We start from the raw sequence: 18,362 nt of genomic DNA, 5'->3' as shown, positions 1-18,362 counted from the left end.
GGCGAAGATCAAGGTCGGCGACGCGCTGGCGCAGGGCACCGACATCGGTCCGGTGTCCTCGAAGTCGCAGCTCGAGCAGGACCTGGAATACATCGCGATCGGCCAGGGCGAGGGCGCCACGCTGGCCGCGGGCGGCGAGCGGCTCAAGCTCGAGACCGACGGCTACTACATGTCGCCGGCGCTGTTCAGCGAGTCGGCCGCGTCGATGCGCATCAACAAGGAAGAGATCTTCGGGCCGGTGGCGAGCGTGATCCGGGTGAAGAACTACGAGGAAGCGCTGGCCACGGCCAACGACACCGAGTTCGGGCTGTCGGCGGGCATCGCGACCACCTCGCTGAAGCACGCGACGCACTTCAAGCGCCACAGCCAGGCCGGCATGGTGATGGTCAACCTGCCGACGGCGGGGGTGGACTACCACGTGCCCTTCGGCGGGCGCAAGGGGTCGAGCTACGGGCCGCGGGAGCAGGGGCGGTATGCGCAGGAGTTCTTCACTGTCGTGAAGACGGCGTACACGCTCGCCTGAGGTCGACGGAATCAGGCTGCGGCCTGAGCCTGGCTACAGATAGTGCTGGCTCCAGGTCGCGATCAGGTTCGCGGCATAGACGGCGTCTTCCTTGCGGCTCAGCAGATGATCGGCCTTGTCCAGCGAGATGAAGCTCTTCGGATGCTTGGCCGCCAGGTAGATGCTGGTGGCGTTCGAGATGTCCACTGTCGTGTCGGATGGGGCATGCATCACCAGCAGGGCCTTGCGGAGCGCGGCCACCTTCTGGTCCAGGCTGTGTGCGGCCACGTCGACGAGAAAGTCGCGCTTGATCCGGAACGGCCGGCCCGCCAGTTGCACCTCGGCCTCGCCCTGGGACTGGATCGCATCGAGGCTCTGGCGAAACAGCCCCGTGACATGCGAAGGATCACTGGGCGCGCACAGGGTCGCCACGGCCCGCACTTCCGGCATCCGTGAGGCGCAAGCCAGCACGGCGGCGCCGCCCAGGCTGTGGCCGATCAACAGGCGGGGTGCCTCGTGCTGTTGCCGCAGGTGCTCGGCCGCCGCGACCAGATCGGCGATGTTGGAAGAGAAATTGGTGTTCGCGAACTCACCCTCGCTCGCGCCGAGGCCGGTGAAGTCGAAGCGCATCACGCCGATGCCATGCTCCGTCAAGGTCTGCGCGATGCGACTTGCAGCGAAGATGTCCTTGCCGCAAGTAAAGCAATGGGCGAAGAGCGCGAAGGCCCGCACGGGGCCGTCCGGGGTGTCGAGCCGCGCTGCCAGGCGTTGGCCGTCGGCGCCGGGAAAGTCCTCGCGCTGTATTTGCATGGGCATCGCTCCGAGTTGATCGGACCCATGTTGCGCGCGCGGCGAGCGTCGCGTCAAGCGCCCGGCAGCGCGCGCGCCTCGCTCTCATACCCCGGGAAGGACGCCTTCATCACCGCCCCGTTCAGGATCATCTCGGCCACCAGCACGCGCGTGGCCGCGTCGTACACGCGGGTGCGCACCCAGACCGATTCGGTGCGGGCGCTTTCGCTGAGCGCGATGATCTCGCGCTCGAGTTCGTAGTCCTGGTCGACGAAAAGCGGACCGTTCACCAGCCGGATCTCCTGGCCGGCGAACAGGCCGACCGCCGGCTTGCGTCCGCTCAGGCCCGACTGCGCCGAGGTGGCGCCGAGCAGCACGCTGATCATTTCGGTCGGGATGATCGGCCGGCCCCAGGGCGACTCGCCGCCCGACTCCCGCGTGTACCAAGGGCTCGGCTCGGTGATGACCTTCAGCTTGTCGGCCAGCGTGAAGGGATAGTGGTCGCCCATGTGGGTGTCGAAGCCCATGCGAACTTTCTCGACCACCGCCCCGCGCTGCCCGACCCGGAGGTCGCGGTTGATGACCAGCGCCGTCGGCGGCCGGAGCTTGGCGATGCGCAACTGCAGCTCGTGGGGCAGGCCCGTGGCGTCGCCGATGGACGCGGTGCCGGTCAGCACCGGCGTGCCGTCGCGCTTCTCCGCATGCAGGCGCACGAAGCGCTGCTGCGAGGGGTCGCGCTCGACGAAGGCCCGCACCTCCTCGCCTTCGACCACCATGTTCTGGTAGTGCGCGCTGATGCATCCGCTTTCGAACCAGGCCTGGCCGAACACGTGGTGCAGCAGGGGGTCGAACTGGCTGAAATGGGTCGGCCCTTCGATCGGACCGGCGCGCAGCCCCAGCCCCTCGGCCATGGCATCGTCGTGGATCGACTTGTGGCCGTCGTAGCGCTGCTCGGCGAGCATCTGTCGCGGCTGGCGCCACGGCCCGCAAAGGGCGGGGGCTTGGGTGAAGGCTTCGGTCATCGGTCGGGCCCTGGCTGGAGGTCGGCGATTCTAGGACGCCAGACCCCGCAGCCGAAGTCGCCCGCGAGACCGGGCCGCTCAGCCCCGGGCGCGCGCTGCGTTGCGCAGGTCGCGGATCTGGTCGTGGTTGCGCTGCGCGCCCGCAGCCTGCCGTTCGACCAGGGTGCGAACGTCGGGCGGCAGGTTCTGCTTCAACGCCTTGCGGTAGCGCGCGATGGCCGTGTCCTCGCCCCGCTCGCAGGACTCCAGGATCGACAACTCGCTGTTGGCGCCGAGCGATCCCTTCACGTGGACCCAACCGCGATGCAGCGCACCGGCGGCGGTGCCGCCATCGGCCGGCGTGCCGCCATAGGCGGCGATCATCTGCAGCAGTTCCGCCTCGGCCTGGCGGCAACCTTCGGCGCGGCTCGCGAACAGTTGCTTGGCCGCCGGAGATTCGACCTCCTCGGCGCAGGCCAGGAAGCCGTAGCCGCCATCGCGCGTGTTCTCCAGCAGATCGTTGAGGACATCGACGACCTCGTCGTTGGCCAGGGGTTCGCCGCGGGTGTCGAGCATGTCGTTGTCGAGTGCCATGGTGTCGTTCCTTTCAGGAGCCTTCACTTCAGTGAGCGAAGGCCGGTTGGGGACTCGAGGAGACTTCCTCGAGACATGGACTCACCATCGCCGCAATCCCGGGCCCGGGCCGTCAGCCGCGGGGCCCGGCGCGTGTAGAGCCATCCCCTACAGCGTCTTGGTCAGCATCAGGATGAAGCGGGTCTTGTTGGGCGAGAAGGTGCTCTGGCCGAAGGTGACGCCGTTGACGTCCACGCCCGGGTTGGTGACCACGTTGAACGCGCTCTGCTCGCTGCCGCCCTGGATGTAGCCGCCCAGCGTCAGGCCGCTGCCGAAGTCGTAGGCGGCGCCGACGTTGTAGTCGAGGTAGTCCTTGTAGCCCAGGCTGCGGATGTCGCTGGTGAAGAAGGTGTAGCCGACCGCCGCCTTGAACGTCACCTTGGGAACGATCTCCTTGGTGTAGGCCAGGTTCAGGTAGCCGGTGTTGGTGCCGTCCAGGCCCGAGCCGCCCTTGTTGCCGGCGTAGTTGAAGTAGTCCTTGGACACGGTCCACGAATACTTCGCGGTGAAGGCGCCGAAGGACTCGTTGGCCCAGGTGCCCGCGCCGTAGATCTCGGTCGTGTTGCCGGCGGTGCTGCCCGGGTAGACATAGGTCAGGACGCCGACGTCCCAGTCAATCGGGCCGCCCTTGAACTTGTAGCCGCCGTAAAAGTCCATCTCGATCGAGTTGCCCTTCATCCAGTTGACGCTGGAGTTCCAGTTGCCGACATAGAAGCCGCTGTCGCCGAAGGCGTAGTCCAGGCCGCCCTGGATCGCCGGCTTGAAGTAGCTGTCCTTGGCGAAGTCGTTGTTGCCGATCATGTCCTGGTCCTGGCCACGGAACTTGTAGTTGGTCGTCAGCGCGACGTTGCCCGCGAGCTGGGCGCTCGCGAGCATCGGCAGGCTCATCAGGGCGGCGATCGAAAGGATTCTGGCTGTCACGTGGTGCATGGCTCGAAGAGCGAATTGAAGAAGCAGCGAGCCTACGATCGCGCGCATCAAAACCGCGTAAAGAACGAGGCCCTCCGCGTAAGGATTCCTTCGGGAAAATCCGGGTGTCTCGCACACGACGAAGCGGCGACGCCGCCTCGAAAGAAGGAGTACAAATGCGTCGAGGGAAGAGGAAAGACGCAGACGCCTCTTCAGCGCAGGGTCCAGTGAAAGGAGGGCAGTCATGGCCAGACATCTCGCGGTCGGGGATTCATCCGGACCGCTTGCCATCGCGAGCGCCAGCTACTACAACCCGACCGGCGTGCTGCTGACGCCCGGCGAGACCTACGAGATCGCCGCCGACGACAGCCGATGGGTCGACTGGCACCTGGCCTCCAGCGCCGACGGCCGCATCGAGCCCAGCCTGATCCAGTCGATGGCGCATTGGGCGCTGCGTTGCAAGGAGGGCCGCTGGTTCCAGCTGATCGGCGCCGTCGGGCGCTCCGACGCCTGCATGTTTCCGATCGGCATGCATGCCGCCTGGACCTACACCGGGCAGAGCGGCGACGCCGACCCCGAGCTGTGCCTGTTCGCCAACGACGCCTGGTTCGCCTACCTCAACAACCACGGCTCGGTGAAGGTGACGATCAAGCGCGTCGGCTAGGACGTGGCCTCGGTCGGAAGCGCGGGTCCGGCGACGGCCGACCGATCGATAGAATCCAGCCGGCTTCTTTCCATTCAACGGACCGGAGGATTCGAACATGACCGTGCGCCAGGGGGGCAGATTGCTGGTGGTGGCCGTCGCGGTGCTTGCCGCGGCGTCGACGCAGGCGAGGCCGTTGAATCTGTTCAACGCGATGCGTGACACGCCCATCACCCGATTCAGCAGCGCCGATGTCGACCTCATGACCCGCACGGTCCACCAGGCGCTCGACAGCGGCGCGGACGGCGTGGCGGTCACCTGGGAAAACCCGCGCGGCAGCAGCGGCGGCAGCGTCACGCCGGGCAAGGACCCCCAGGACAGGGCGAATTGCCGGGTGGCGCGGATCGAGAACCGGCACCGAAGCCTGCAGAACGCCGGCAGCTATCTGTTCTGCAGGAGCAAGGGCCAGCCCCAAGGGGCGTGGCAGGTGGTCGAACTCTTGCCCCGCTGAGGCACCGGCGCCGGGCGCCCGGCCGGCGGTCCGAGTTGCTTGAAGACGACTCCATTGCCAATTTTTCATCCGAATTGAGGATGGGTGTCCTGTTCCGTATTGCGCTGCGGACCGGAGCGTCTTAACTTGTCATCATGGCCGGCAATGCCGCCGGCTGCGACAGTCACGTTTGCAGCGAGGCTCCGTCATGATGATTGCAATGCTGGTTTTGATGGCCTTGGCCCTGCGCGCTTTCTACCTGGAAGCCTGGCTGGCCAGTTCGGTCCCGATCCGCAAGGACCGACGGGGCTGCCTCGGCGTCGAGGTCCGGCGCCGGGTGGGCATGCACGAGATACCGGGCCATGTCTCGGAATTCCCGGTGCCGCGCGAAGAGCGAATTCGGGTATCTCGCCTGCTCGGGATCGCGCTCTGGCACGACGAAATGAGCGTCGCCTTGCCGAGCACGGCTTGCGAGTGCTTCGAGAACATCGCCCCGCAGGACTTCGACCGCCAATTCCCCGACTGGCTGCGGCTGGCGCGCCATTCGGCCTAGGCGCATACTGGTGCGGCGCGGCGCCATGGCCGCCATGGCGCGCGTCGACCGTCCGAGGATTCACATGCCGCTCTTCATCATCGAACGCAATTTCGCCGAGCAGCTCGAGATCGACGACGACGGCGTGGTCGCCATCACGAGGATCAATGGCGACGTCGGCGTCAACTGGCTGTTCTCGTTCCTGAGCGCCGACAAGCGCAAGACCTACTGCCTCTACGAAGCCAAGGATCCCGAGGCGATCCGCGAGGCCGCCCGGCGCGCCAACGTGCCGGCCGACGTGATCGTCGAGGTCTCGCAGGCCTACGGCGCGGCGATCGGCGGGCTGCGGGCGCAGGCCGCGGCGGGCGCCGCGGGCTGATAGTCAATCCGGCCGCGGCCGATGGTCAGGTCTGACTATTTGCGTGCGGCCCGGCGGAGCCTACAACGGAGCCCGTGGTTCACGTTCCTCCGGACGTGCCACCCACCGGAGATCCGCCATGCTGAACCCAGAGCAACTGACCCCGTTTTCCGCCTCCCTGCGCGGGCGCATCGTGCAGCCCGGGGACGCCGACTACGATGCCTCGCGCCGCGTCTACAACGCGATGATCGATCGCCGCCCGCGCCTGATCGTCCATTGCCGCGACGTCGCCGACGTGATGCACAGCGTCGACTTTGCCCGCGAGCAGTCGCTGCTGCTGGCCGTGCGCGGGGGCGGCCACAACGGCGGCGGCCTGGGCACCTGCGACGACGGGCTGGTGATCGACCTGTCGGGGCTGAACGGCATCCGCGTCGATGCCGCGGCCCGCACCGTGCGGGTCGAGGGCGGCTGCACCTGGGCCGACGTGGACCACGCCACCCACGCCTTCGGCATGGCCACCCCCTCCGGCATCATCGGCACCACCGGCGTGGGCGGGCTGACGCTGGGCGGTGGCCTCGGCCACCTGACGCGCCGCTGCGGCCTGTCGGTGGACAACCTGCTCGAGGCCGACGTGGTGCTGGCCGACGGCACGCTGGTCACCGCCAATGCCGAGCAGCATTCCGAGCTCTATTGGGCGCTGCGCGGCGGCGGCGGCAACTTCGGCGTCGTGACCTCCTTCCTGTTCCGGCTCCACCCCATCGACACGGTGGTCGCCGGGCCGACCTTCTGGGCGCTGGAGCAGGCCGGCGACGTGATGCGCTGGTACCGCGACTTCATCCTGGCGGCGCCGGAGACGCTGAACGGCTTCTTCGCCTACCTGACGGTGCCGCCGGTCGATCCCTTCCCCGCTGCGCTGCAGGGCCGCAAGGTGTGCGGTGTCGTCTGGTGCTTCACGGGCGACCTGGCGGAGGCCGACGCCGTGTTCAGGCCGGTCGCCGAATTCGGGCCGCCGCTGATGCACGGCGTCCAGCCGATGCCGTTTCCGGCGCTGCAGGGGGCCTTCGACGCCTTGTTCCCGCCCGGCGACCAATGGTATTGGCGCGCCGATTTCGTCAACCAGCTGAGCGATGCGGCGATCGCCGAGCACCAGCGCTTCGGCCCCGAGATGCCGACCCCGCAGTCGACCATGCACCTCTATCCGATCGACGGCGCGGCACACCGGCCGAAGGCCGGCGACACGCCGTTCGCCTACCGCGAAGCGAACTGGGCCGAAGTCATCGTCGGCGTCAGCCCGGATCCGAAGGATGCCGCGCGCATCACGGCCTGGACCAAGGACTACTGGAACGCCCTGCATCCCCATTCGGCCGGCGGGGCCTACGTGAACATGATGATGGACGAAGGCGACGAGCGGATCCGCGCCTCGTACCGCGACAACTACCCGCGGCTGGTGGCCGCCAAGCGTCGCTACGACCCGAAGAACTTGTTCCGCGTGAACCAGAACATCCGCCCCGAGTAGGCGGCTACGGCTTCAGCAGGCCCTCGCGGTTGGCGAAGGCCGCCGCCTCGGTCCGGTTGGCGGTGTAGGTCTTCTCGAGGATGCTGCGCACGTGGTTGGCCACGGTGTTCGGGCTGATCCCCAGCACCTGGCCGATCTCGCGGTTGTTGCGGCCCATCGCGATCAGGCGCAGCACGCCGACCTCGCGCTCGGTGAGCCCGCAGGGATGGCCGGCGGCGGGGATGGCCACCGCTTCGTCCAGCGCCTGCGCCAGCGCCTCGATGCGCGGCGTCAGCGCGTTCATCCCCAGGGCCACGCTGTCGGCGAGCGCATCGGCGAGCAGGGCGCGCGCCTGCTCCCGGTCGCCGGGTTCGGCCCGCCGATGCAGCATCTGCGCGTAGTCGTGGCGGCCGTGGGCGAGCCAGACGCGCGCGCCGGTCTGGCGGTCCATCGACAAGGCGGCCTCGAAATGGAGCTGGGCGAGGTCCCACTGCCCCATCACCGAGGCCAGGCCGCCGAGCAGCCGGTCGGTCGAACCCATGCAGGGACCGCTGGAGTCGCCGAGCAGGTTGGCGCCCGCGTGGCCGCGCAGCTGGCCGTACATCAGCGCGGCATGCTCGGCATGGCCCAGGTGGACGCAGAGCTCGGCCGCGAAGATGACCAAGGTCAGCGTGCCGCCATCGGTGGGCGGGCGCGACAGGCGGGCCCAGGGGAGGGTGTCGAACACGGCCTGGCACTCGTCGCGCATGCCGAGCTCGGCATACAACAGCGCCAGGCCGGGCAGCCAGGTCTGCGAGGCCGGCGTTTCGCGCACGAACTGCTGCAGCATCGGCAGCGCCTCGCGCAGCCGGCCCTGCTCGCGCCGCAGGCAGAACATCTGCATGCCGAAGGCGCCGACGGCCTTGTCCTCGGCGACGCGTCTCCCGACCTCCAGTGCCTGGACGGCCCAGCGCTCGGCATCTTCGAAACGCCCCTCGTTGAGGGCCACCAGCACCTCGATGTGCCGGCAGAGCGAGAGCCAGTAATGGGCGCGCCACTGCGCCGACAGCAGCAGGCCCTGGTCGCGCACGCGGCCGAGCGCGGCGACGTCGCCGACCCGGATCAGGTCGCACAGGTAGAACGCCAGCAGGCTCGGGATGCGCTCCGGCATCGCCAGCTCTTCCGCGATCGCCCAGGCCTCGGCCGCCGCCGCGATGCGCTCGGCCAGCAACTCGGGCCAGTAGCCGGCCGCGGCGATCGCCGAGAGGGCCAGATAGAGGCTGCGCATGTCGTCGATCTGGCGCGCCAGTTCGACCGCACGCCGGTGCGCCTCCTTGGCCTCGGCGGCGCGATCGCAGTAGATGTAGGCCACGCACAGCCGGCTCAGCAATTCGACCCGGGTCGCGTCGTTGCCCTGGTGCAGGGCGATCGCCTCCAGCAGCAGGGCCACGGCAGCCTCCCCCGACTGGCCCGCCTGCGTGCTGCTGTTGGAAAAGCCGATGGCGGCGCGGGCGAACTGGGCGCTCAGTCCGCATTGGCGCGCCAGCTCGGCGGCCTGCCGGTAGGAAGCCACCGCCGTCTCCGGCACGGCGCACCAGAGCTCGGCATCGCCGAGCGCCGCCATCACGTCGCAGCGCTGCACCAGGTCGTGCGGCAGATGCCGGTCCAGCAGCTGCAGCGCCAGCCGCAGCAGGCGTGCCGCTTCCTCGAAGGCCAGCAGCCGCGCCGCATGGCCGGCGGCGCGCCGGGCGTAGGCGAGGGCCTTGGTCGCGGCGCTGCCCGGGCCGGCCTCGCTGAAGTGATAGGCCAGCTGCGACCACACCATGACGTCTTCGTCGCCGTGGTCCTGCTCCAGCGTCTCGCCGATGCGCAGGTGCAGGCGCGCGCGGCGCATGGCCAGCATCTCGTCGTAGAGCGCATCGCGGATCAGGGCATGGCCGAAGCGGAACTGCTGGGTGTCCGGCACCGCTTCGATGATCTGTTCGCCCATGGCCTCTTCCAGCGCCTGCAGCAGTTCGTCCTCGGACTTGTCGGCTTCGAGCCGGGCCAGCAGGGGCAGGTCGAAACTGCGGCCGATGCAGGCCGCGGTCGACAGCAGCCGGGCCGCCGGGGTCGACAGGCGGTTCAGCCGCCGGCCGATCACTTCACGGACGCCGGTCGGGACCCGGGTCAGCAGCCGCGCGTCGTCGACCGCCGCATGGCCTTCGTGCGGCGCCCGGGCCGAGATCATGTAGCGCAGCATTTCCTCGAGGAACAGCGGGTGCCCTTCGGTGCGGGCGTGGAGTGCATCCACCAGCTTGGCGCTGGCCGTGCCGCCGCTGGCGGCGACCGCGAACTCCGCGGTCTCGCGCGCGCTCAGGCCCTGGAGCTCGATGCGCTGGCAGGCCGGCGAGCGGGCGAGCTCGGCCAGGGTCTCGAACAGCGGATGCTGGCGCGACAGCTCGGTGTCCCGGTAGGTGCCGACCATCAGCATGGCGCAGTCCTCCAGTTCGCCCGCCACGAAGGAGAACAGCCGCAGCGAGGTGGCGTCGGCCCAGTGCAGGTCTTCGAAGATCAAGAGGATGGGCTGACGCTGCGCCGCCCGGCGCCAGAACCCGGCGATCGCATCGAACAAACGAAAGCGCGATTGCGCCGAATCGACGACGGAGGCGTCGCCCGGCGGGGTGGCGAACTGCTCGGCCACCTCGGGTGCGATGCTGGCGATGTCGGCCAGCCCGGCCCCGAGCGTCTGGGCCATGACGGGGTCGCCGCTGCCGCGCAGGTAGCCGCGGATCAGTTGCCGCCACGGCCAGTAGGGCGGCGCGCCGGCTTCCTCCAGACAGCGGCCCCAGAGCACCAGCGTGCCGCCGTCCTGGGCGTGCAGGGCCAGTTGCTGGGTCAGGCTGGTCTTGCCCATGCCGCTGGAGCCGGCCAGCAGGACGATCCGGCCGAATCCCTTGCGAGCGCCCCTGAGCGCGCTCTGGAGCTGCGCCAACTCGGCCCGGCGGCCCACGAACAGGCCGGATGGGCGCGGGCTGGCGCGGGGCGGGGGCGCGGTCGCCGGCGCGTCCGCGCCGCGGCCCGGATGGACCGCGAAGGCGTGGATCGGCCGCGCGATGTTCTTGAGCGGCTGTTCGCCCCGGTCGGCGAAGCTCGCGTCGACCCGGCTGCCGACGGCACCGCGCACCGCGTCCGAGACCACGATGCCGCCGGGTTCGGCCAGCGCCTGGAGCCGTGCGGCGACGTTGACGCCGTCGCCGTAGACCGTGCCGTCCTGCTTCTCGATGACGTCGCCCAGGTGGACGCCGATGCGAAACGGCAGCCGCGGCCCGTGTGCGCCAGGTGCTGCGGTCTGGGCGAGGTCCTGCTGGATCGCGATCGCCGCGGCGACCGCGCCGGTGGCGGTTTCGAACACGGCGAGGATGGAATCCCCCGCCATGTCGATGACCCGGCCCTGGTTGGATTCGATCCGGGCCCTGAAGCGCCCGCGGGCGGCGTCGAGCGCCGCCAGCGTGGCGTGCTCGTCGCCGGCCATCAGCCGCGAAAAGCCGGCGGCATCGGCGCAGAGGATGGCGATGAGTCGCTGCCTGACCGATGTTTCGTCCATGGCTGTGCGGCCTTCGTCGTTGCAAACGGGAACTGCGGTATTGAAGCACGCCAGCCCGCCCTTGCGGCGGTGATTCCCGGCGCCTTCCCTGTGAGAAGATTTCCGGCCTCGCCATTGCCCTACACGGCCCGCCTCCTCAGGCTCACAGCCCGTGCCGGCGAAGGCATCGACAGTGCAGGGAACGCAACAAAGGAGCGACGCCATGGAATCAGACAACGTGAAGACCCCCGCGCAACTGGCGGACGAGGCGCGCCAGGTCGGCCGCGATGCGGTCGAGGCGGCGCAGGGCTATGCCGCCGAAGCCCGGCGGGTCGGTGCCGACGCGATGCAGTCGATCCGTCCGAGCATCGAGGACGCCAAGGCCACCGGCCGCGAGGGCTTCGACACCATGCGGGGCATCGCCGGCGACGCGCGGGACATCGCGGGCGACGCCGCCGCCACCGGCCGCGCCTATGCCAAGGATGCGGTCAACGCCGCCGGCAAGAAGCTCCACGACGCCCAGGGACGCGTGCAGCGCAGCCGGGAAGCCTGCGCGCAGTTCATTGCCGACGAGCCCGTGAAGGCGACGCTGATCGCGGCCGCCTCCGGGGCGGTGCTGACCACCTTGCTGATGTCGGCGCTGCGCGGCCGGCGCCGCTACTAGGCTGCTACTGCACCGGCACCAGGATCGCGTCGCCGGTCGCCACCAGCTTGCGCGCGGCGCCGGGGGCTTCTTCCGCGAACAGTTCGGCGCAGGTGAACACCTGCGTGCGCCCGGCCTTGACCACCCGCGCCCGGGCCACGAAGCGCTGGCCGATGGCGGGCCGCAGGCAGTTCACCGAGAAATGCGAGGCCATCACCCGGCCGGCCAAAGTGCTGGCGGCGAAGCCGCAGGCGGTGTCGATCAGCGCGCCGATCAGTCCGGCATGCAGGAAGCCGCTGTACTGGCCGGCCTCCTCGCGCCACGGCATCCCCAATTCGACGTCGCCGGGGCTGGCGCTGAGCACCTCGAAACCGGCCCAGCAGTTGAATTTCGCGCTGGCGTTCACGGCCTGGATGGCGGCCAGCAGCGCCGGCCCGGTGGCGGGAGGGGGCAGGCTTGCGTGGACAAAAATCCGTTGACACGCGGGAACGGCTAAGCCGTTGATTTTAATAGGTCGGCCAAGATGCGGACATAACAATGTATACAACACCCCAGACAACACTTTGTTTGCACTGTGCGAGAAGCCGACGGAAGGTAACAACTGCATCAACAGCTTATTGACATCCTCCAATGGCGGGTCGAAGTTGAACGCCCATCTCCGGCGAGACGCGCAACGTGCAAGACATAGGCGGCATGGCAGCTGAGGGGTGCACTCGGTTTTCACGGGCCGGCGGGCGACGTTCTGGAACTCCTATCCAACGCTGCTGTGGAACGATACCCGCGGCGGAGAAGACGCTAGGGCAACCAAAAACGCGGACAGCATCCGGCGATCCGGTTTTTCTGCACGAACGCGCGGTCCTCGTGATGCGTATCACGGGGAATCAGCGGGGGCGCTCTCATTGTTCCTTCGCTGCGCCAATGTCTCTCGCACACGCCTCCGGACAAAAACTGCATGGTATCGATCGGCCCCATAGGAGTTCCACGGAGGAGGGATCGCTGGCGTCCTGGACCAGTACTCAAGAATGGTCTTGCCGTCTTCGGGTCTGCCTATAACCGTAGGTGCCTGCAAATCGCGCAACTCAACGAATACTCCCGACGATGCGGTTCCGCCGACTAATCGCTGCTCCCAGCGATAGAGAAACCATTCCGCCTCATGCATTCGAACCGCGAAATCTGCGAGTTGCGAAGGGGTGACGGGGGGGCTCTCTACCGTCTCGGGCTTTGTCGAAAGGGTGGAACGCTCCAGCAATCGTCCAGAAAGGTCTGGTCTTGTTTGTGCTCTCCGACGGTCAGCTTCGCGTTTGTACTCCTCAAGCAAGCGCCTGAACATGCCCACCGTATGGAGTCTCTTGCAACCGCAAATCTGTTTTTCCCCTCGCTGGCCGTGGAGCGATCTAAGAAAATAGTCTGCCATTCCGAATCGAATTCATCACGAAGACACGCGACCGTTTCAGCGCACTGAGTATGGCCATCCTCCATTCGGGCCAAAAGAGATTCAATTCTGCCGTCGGGATCAATTTCTTTTGGGTCGTGGCCATACTTCAAGAGATGGGAATTCAGCGTATTGTGCCGAGGAAAATCTTCAGTTTCTAGGAGCGTGAGCTTCTTGGTGTGTTCGATACCAGATACTTCTTCTGAAAAGTAGCTCTCAATCCCACACGATACCCGGAGTGCGGCATTGTCCATCGGTAAGATTAACTTGGGTCTGCGTTTGTTAGTAACGCAACTCATCATCTTTTTAAACGCTACGATTGGTGCATCTGCCTGCATCAGCGCAAACTTTCCGTTAAAGGGCGAGGCGCCGGCGTTGTTGAATTGACGATATAGCATTCGACTGAGTAGGCGTCCCTCACGCTGTTTTGCGAGTCTATTCAACTCGATAAGTCTCTCCTTCGGATGAAGAAAGCATCGATCAAGCCATGGCACCGTATGTAGCCATGAGTGGTAGTTCAAATCAAGACAAACTTGGCACACGCACCCGAACTTAGGCATCCTTTGAGTTTCATCGCGAGCGAACATCAGCTGAGAATCACCCACAAATGGCAACGGTCGGTCCTCGAGGGTTTTTGTCACCGATGCTGGTTCTCCCAGGATTTTTGAAAGATTTGAGTTTGGTGTAAGCAATAAAAAACTGAAATAAGTGTCGATTGACACGAAATTGCATATGGCTAGCTTCGCTGCCACCGAAGACCGTGACTCAAAATGTCGAAGCGTACCCGGCAGCCAATTACTCCACATTGGATTTTTCCTTCCTTTGTCCTTTTTTCTCCTCTTTTCCATTCATTTTGACGCCGGCTACAACACCCTCGCCATTTTTTGTATATACAAATTCGTAGTATCCGCATTGTTCGACCGCCAGCGTCGCAAACTCCGGAGCAACGACAGCAATTTCTTTATCTGTGTTTGCCAAGGTTGTCAGAAATGTCGTTGTCGCCGCCGCCACATGATGCATCGGCACCGTTATGGAGTCGGACTTATCCACGCGAATTTCATTCCAGATCTCTTGAAACGTCGTCCACATGGTAGCGGCGTGAGCTTGCAAACTGAACTCAGGATCATCAACAAATTGAGAAACAAGAGGCAGGCGTTCTCGTTGCGGAAAGATGACCTCGTCGAATCCCTTTAAGCAGCCTCTAAACTCGTCGAGCGTTGTAATTCCTTGAAATACTGCCTCTGATGATAGAAAGCGGTCCACAATTTGATTGTGGGATCTCTTCATCAGTTCTTCCTTTGTCTTCTGAAGTTCAGGCTGTCCAAAAAAATAAAAAATACTCTAACCTTGTTTTCAATGGCTTCGTTCGCGACGTCTATAACCCATCGCCAATGGAAAAGCTTGAACGCTTGCGCTTCATCAAATGAAACGATGACCATATGCAAGGGGCTTCTTTTTGCCATGAGTATCAACATGGTGTTGAGCTTGTCCCGTTTCTCATACGCCGTCCCCGAAAGCGCATCCGTATGCTTACCAATCACTAGTAGATGTTGAAAAAAATCTTTCTCTCCAGGATGGTCTTGCGATCTCATTGGCACGTGCAAGTATGGGATCGATGTGCCGTAAAACTTCCCAATCGCCTTAACGCACCATTTAATGGCACACGTTTTTCCCAATCTTGGGAGGCCTGTGATCATGCCTCCTTTCGATCCCCGCATGATCCATCCAAGAATAATTTTAAATAAGGCTTGAGTCGGCGCGGTCGAAAGATGAAAGGCAACGCCATCCATTATTTGAGCGCTGATTCTTGCTAGCTTTCGTCGGCGAGCTTGTTCGAGGGCTGTCATAGCGTTCCTATATCTTTCAAGAAATCATCAACCGCCAATGACGGTACCGATGGGAGGGAGTGCAGGCGTTGATAAGTTTCTGCGCGCAGCTCGTTCGAATCTGCCTCGCTTGCGGATCTGGCAATGTCACGAGCGATCACGGCCTTTTTGCGCGCTTGAGGCGCCGACTTTGAAGGCTCGGAGGCGTGGAGGAGCAGTGCTCTCGTTATGTCCGAGGCGCGGGAGGTCAAGGTCTTTATGTCCTCGTCCACAAAGGTCCATCCCCGCGTGGCCAGATGATGCGGCGCGTGGCTCCATCGTGACTCAATTCTGACTGCCCCTAGAATCTCCCCTGTTGCCAGAAGAATGAGTTCAAGCGTGCGGGGATCATCCGCAGAGCCCATTGCCATTGCCTCTTTGCCGACAATGGAAGGAATGCGATTAAGACAACCACCGTAATAGCGGGCGTTTTGCCAGCGCACGACTGGAGACTTCCCGTCTTGAGAAATTGTCACGGTTTCAAACAAGTCGTATTTGAAAACGGTTCCGTGCAAACCTTGCGGAACTCGACGAAGCTCACAACCTCGAGCTCCCGCGAGCTCAACGAGTAGTTCAAGTCGCGTGCAGTTATAGCCCGTTGCCTTGGCGTTGTTGTGAGCTGCGAGGAGCACATCAACTGCGTCTTCAATATGATTCAAACTGAGAACTGGTTTGCTTTTCCAATGATTGAAGGCTGCCTTTTGCAATATTCCAAACAAACCTTCCACGGATGCCCGATAGTTCGGTGAAGAAATCGGGCCAAAAATTGGGGCAGCATTGACCCCATTCTCTAGTGTAGACAGGGTCAAGTTTGCGAGGTTTGCCTTGGCGTTGTCGACATGAAATTCATCGAAACAAACGTAGGCGAGGCCTGGAAGTGCAGCGGGGAAAGTTTCTCCTGGTTCGTATTCAAGACCAAGAAGAGTAAGCGATCTGCGCTGGTTGGGAACGAGCGCATGACGCACAGCCCGAAGCACATCCGATGCGGAATAGTTCGCTCCTAGCGCGATTGAATATCCAAGAACGGTCTGCGTAACTCTTTCGACTATGGCGATAAGCCATATCCTTTTTGCTCGAATTCTTGTAAACGAATTCGGAATCCTTCCCGGAATTTCGATGTAGTAATCAATGTCGATCGAATAGCCGTCGCATTCGACTTGAGCATATACTTCGGCGATGTCCTTCACTAGATCTGATCTTGTCTCGATCCATCCGTCTCGTGTCGCTTGCTCCTGATGCTCCTTTTTTTCCCGCAGCTTGGCGACATATCTGTTCAAAGTTTTTCTACTTGGCAGATCGTTTGGATGTATTTGTTCACGCGCAACAGCGGCGTCGAATTCTGAATAAATAAGAACTGCCGGTATGGGAGTCTCCACCTTTTCACCAGTAGAATAGGTTTGATGAAGAACCAAGTCCTCAAGTATTCTGCGCAGGCGAGGGTGGCTTTGTATCAGTCGGCTGAAGCTCCCAGGCTTGCCACCTCCTGCGCCCGGCGCAAACAATGTCCTGACCTTATTCTCGGTCTCTAGGCGCTCGTGTTTCTTGGCAACTCGATGCCCGAAATACTTACCATCACGAAGGGTGATCGCGCGTTTGATAAGCGTATGGAACCTGACCCTTGACAATTTCGCTCGCTTCGCCGCTGCCTCGACAGTCCCTCCCGTAGCGTAAACTTTTAAAGCGGATTGGATCCTGTTAAAACGTGTCTTGTGCTCGCCCTTCAGATTTAGTTGCTCTGCGGGTGGCCATTGTTTCAGAATCTCCTGAATTATTTTTCTGCTCATCGCAAAAAGATGTTTGATTTTGAAAATTCGGTTGACGGACTGAAGGGTTTTGCATCGATGTCCGCGTGCAAATTTCCCATGTAGAGCATATGGGCCAGAGATGTCTTTAGCAGAGTTGGGTCTATCTGTGGAAATAAATGGACTAGTTCGGTGAGATTCCGCTTTTGTACAATGCTGAAAGATTTAAAAATTGCTTGCTCCAATGCAACGTTCGGCCCATGTCCGGGGACGCAGATGTATCGGAGGAGCTTTTCTCTGCTAATCTGACCCGTGGCGTTGCGATCGAGTTCATTTGTACGCCATTGGCGGATTTGTAGCTCGAGCCTTTCCACCCATTCACGCACCGCGACATCCTTGGGCGCGGCAATCAGTGGGGTGAAGTGCAACGTGACCCTTCCGTCTTCAGCCGAAGACGCCGCTGCCGCTTGAACGCAGGTGTTCTGTTCGTTCGGCAGATAGAGCGGTGGCGGTTCGAAGTTGTATTTGATCACTTTTCGATCGAATTCAAATTTCGCCCAAAGAACGTATCGTTCGTCTCGATAAACGTACACTCTGTCTTGCATTTTGAAGGAGTAGGGTATTGCGACGAGGGCAGTCGCGTACTTCCGTTCATGAGTTGGGCGTCGCAGCATCTCGGCTACCAAACTAGTTCTCGGCTGCAATAACGCACCGGCGTCCTCCTCACGGCTGTCACGCTCGCTCATTCCCGGGACCACGTTCTGTGGCTCCGCGAACTTGCGACATCGGTTTCTCTATCTATTGCCATTTCTGCTTCTCGAGTCGGGTGATCTATTTTTTCTGAGGCCGGCCGATTGGGTAATGCGAGTAAACCCTAGAGGATATGTCACGAGGCTGCGCGCATAAGGTTATGAACCGAATATTGTGAAAACAACAATAATTGATTGAATAAAACCGTTCCGCTCCTGTGGTGCTTCGAAAGTTCTTTCAAGAGAGGCTTGTATTTGGTCTTTTGGACAAGAATTGAATATTGGATCCCTTGCAGAGTTAGAGTTGGCGAGCGCGGCGTTGCGGTGCGCCACAGTTTGCTGCTCGTGTTTTTCGGCTGCGCTGATACCGTCTCGCCGGCTTTGCCGTCAGGTAGCCGATGCGGGCGAGCCGGTGCGCGGGATGCTCATCGAAGCCGTGGGCGCCGCTTCGGGGCGGTGGAGGCGGTTCCTGCAGGCTACGAACTGGAGTTCCTGAGCGACCACGGTGGTGACTACATCGCGGTGGAGACGCGGGCGCTGGCACGCTCGCTGGGCCTGAAGCCCATCAACACGCCCGTATGCAGCCCGCACTGCAACGGCATGGCCGATAGCTTCGTGATTGCCTTCACGCTCGACTACGTGGCACGCATGGATCTGCGTGAAGCACTGTACTGGCGCAGTTGCCGGCGGCCTTCGACCACTTCAACGAGGTGCATCCGCACTCGTCGTTCAAATCGCGCTCGCCTCGGGAGTTCAGGCGGCAGCAGGCCGCGGTGACTGACTAGGCGCTTTGTTGCGAACAGGGCGGGGCCGGGAATACGGGGGCAACATCAGACGCCAATGGCGATAACTGGCCGCTTACCGACCCCGATCGTCGCGTTGGCGCAACGTGCGTACCCAGGAGCCCCGTCTTCAAGACATCGACGTGTGGCTTGCTGCGGCCGTTACGCGATCCGTCGGGTTTGACCGTGCCTTGACACCCGTCGCGCGAAGTGGCCATTCCGTGACCGTCGGCGCCGATGGCTTGACAAGTTG

18 protein-coding genes and 1 pseudogene are annotated in these 18,362 nt (G+C 63.3%); 8 read left to right on the top strand and 11 right to left on the bottom strand.

The annotated features are described in order from the left end of the window. Positions 1-523: aldehyde dehydrogenase family protein (locus tag QTI33_RS34385; protein ID WP_286511106.1), on the top strand; the 523-nt coding region annotated here is incomplete at its 5' end. 33 nt (positions 524-556) lie between these two features. Here the strand turns inward: QTI33_RS34385 and QTI33_RS34380 are convergent. The 4 genes from QTI33_RS34380 to QTI33_RS34365 all read right to left on the bottom strand — a co-directional run bounded on the left by QTI33_RS34380 (position 557) and on the right by QTI33_RS34365 (position 3,855). Next, entirely contained in the window at positions 557-1,312 is a 756-nt protein-coding gene (locus QTI33_RS34380; RefSeq protein ID WP_286511104.1) for an alpha/beta hydrolase family protein, read from the bottom strand. Positions 1,313-1,365: 53 nt separating this feature from the next. Next, positions 1,366-2,313, bottom strand: a complete 948-nt coding sequence (locus tag QTI33_RS34375; RefSeq protein WP_286511102.1) for a hypothetical protein — start codon at positions 2,311-2,313, stop codon at positions 1,366-1,368. A 78-nt stretch (positions 2,314-2,391) separates the two neighbouring features. Further along, positions 2,392-2,886: a ferritin-like domain-containing protein gene (locus QTI33_RS34370; protein WP_286511100.1), complete on the bottom strand. Its 495-nt coding sequence runs from the start codon at positions 2,884-2,886 to the stop codon at positions 2,392-2,394. A gap of 147 nt (positions 2,887-3,033) precedes the next feature. Then, complete coding sequence (locus QTI33_RS34365) at positions 3,034-3,855, bottom strand: TorF family putative porin (RefSeq protein WP_286511098.1); 822 nt, start codon at positions 3,853-3,855, stop codon at positions 3,034-3,036. A 223-nt stretch (positions 3,856-4,078) separates the two neighbouring features. On the opposite strand from QTI33_RS34365, the gene QTI33_RS34360 reads away from it, so the two are divergent. The 5 genes from QTI33_RS34360 (at position 4,079) to QTI33_RS34340 (ending at position 7,373) form a co-directional block, all read left to right on the top strand. Then, positions 4,079-4,498, top strand: coding sequence for a hypothetical protein (locus QTI33_RS34360; RefSeq protein WP_286511096.1), 420 nt, complete (start codon positions 4,079-4,081; stop codon positions 4,496-4,498). A gap of 97 nt (positions 4,499-4,595) precedes the next feature. After that, complete coding sequence (locus QTI33_RS34355) at positions 4,596-4,988, top strand: hypothetical protein (protein WP_286511094.1); 393 nt, start codon at positions 4,596-4,598, stop codon at positions 4,986-4,988. 199 nt (positions 4,989-5,187) lie between these two features. Beyond that, positions 5,188-5,520 (top strand): hypothetical protein, encoded by a 333-nt coding sequence (locus QTI33_RS34350; RefSeq protein ID WP_286511093.1) that lies wholly within the window; start codon positions 5,188-5,190, stop codon positions 5,518-5,520. A 64-nt stretch (positions 5,521-5,584) separates the two neighbouring features. Further along, entirely contained in the window at positions 5,585-5,878 is a 294-nt protein-coding gene (locus tag QTI33_RS34345) for a DUF4242 domain-containing protein (protein ID WP_286511092.1), read from the top strand. A 118-nt stretch (positions 5,879-5,996) separates the two neighbouring features. Beyond that, positions 5,997-7,373 carry an FAD-binding oxidoreductase gene (locus QTI33_RS34340; protein WP_286511091.1) on the top strand — a complete coding sequence of 459 codons (1,377 nt, stop codon included), beginning with the start codon at positions 5,997-5,999 and terminating at the stop codon, positions 7,371-7,373. Positions 7,374-7,377: 4 nt separating this feature from the next. On the opposite strand, the gene QTI33_RS34335 is transcribed toward QTI33_RS34340, so the two are convergent. After that, entirely contained in the window at positions 7,378-10,917 is a 3,540-nt protein-coding gene (locus tag QTI33_RS34335) for a helix-turn-helix transcriptional regulator (protein WP_286511089.1), read from the bottom strand. Between the two features lie 202 nt (positions 10,918-11,119). Here QTI33_RS34335 and QTI33_RS34330 point away from each other — a divergent pair, with 202 nt between their 5' ends. Further along, complete coding sequence (locus tag QTI33_RS34330) at positions 11,120-11,560, top strand: hypothetical protein (protein ID WP_286511088.1); 441 nt, start codon at positions 11,120-11,122, stop codon at positions 11,558-11,560. A 4-nt stretch (positions 11,561-11,564) separates the two neighbouring features. On the opposite strand, the gene QTI33_RS34325 is transcribed toward QTI33_RS34330, so the two are convergent. The 6 genes from QTI33_RS34325 to QTI33_RS34300 all read right to left on the bottom strand — a co-directional run bounded on the left by QTI33_RS34325 (position 11,565) and on the right by QTI33_RS34300 (position 17,324). Further along, positions 11,565-11,966, bottom strand: a complete 402-nt coding sequence (locus tag QTI33_RS34325; protein ID WP_286511111.1) for a PaaI family thioesterase — start codon at positions 11,964-11,966, stop codon at positions 11,565-11,567. Between the two features lie 779 nt (positions 11,967-12,745). Beyond that, complete coding sequence (locus QTI33_RS34320; RefSeq protein WP_286511086.1) at positions 12,746-13,693, bottom strand: hypothetical protein; 948 nt, start codon at positions 13,691-13,693, stop codon at positions 12,746-12,748. A gap of 73 nt (positions 13,694-13,766) precedes the next feature. After that, on the bottom strand, positions 13,767-14,258 hold the full coding sequence (locus QTI33_RS34315) for a hypothetical protein (protein WP_286511084.1): 492 nt from the start codon (positions 14,256-14,258) through the stop codon (positions 13,767-13,769). Next, positions 14,258-14,818 (bottom strand): P-loop NTPase family protein, encoded by a 561-nt coding sequence (locus QTI33_RS34310; RefSeq protein WP_286511083.1) that lies wholly within the window; start codon positions 14,816-14,818, stop codon positions 14,258-14,260. The genes QTI33_RS34315 and QTI33_RS34310 overlap by 1 nt, the downstream gene beginning before the upstream one ends. Beyond that, positions 14,815-16,620, bottom strand: coding sequence for a hypothetical protein (locus QTI33_RS34305; RefSeq protein ID WP_286511082.1), 1,806 nt, complete (start codon positions 16,618-16,620; stop codon positions 14,815-14,817). Before QTI33_RS34305 ends, QTI33_RS34310 begins: the two co-directional genes overlap by 4 nt. Next, positions 16,617-17,324 carry a hypothetical protein gene (locus tag QTI33_RS34300; protein ID WP_286511080.1) on the bottom strand — a complete coding sequence of 236 codons (708 nt, stop codon included), beginning with the start codon at positions 17,322-17,324 and terminating at the stop codon, positions 16,617-16,619. Before QTI33_RS34300 ends, QTI33_RS34305 begins: the two co-directional genes overlap by 4 nt. Before the next feature lie 406 nt (positions 17,325-17,730). Here QTI33_RS34300 and QTI33_RS34295 point away from each other — a divergent pair. After that, a pseudogene (locus QTI33_RS34295) lies at positions 17,731-18,112 on the top strand (integrase core domain-containing protein); the annotation flags it as partial. Between the last annotated feature and the right edge of the window lie 250 nt (positions 18,113-18,362).

The sequence above is a fragment of the Variovorax davisae genome (assembly GCF_030316845.1).
Lineage (GTDB): Bacteria > Pseudomonadota > Gammaproteobacteria > Burkholderiales > Burkholderiaceae_C > Variovorax > Variovorax davisae.
The sequence above is the reverse complement of the archived record's forward strand: the minus strand, read 5'-3'. Positions and strand labels throughout refer to the sequence as shown.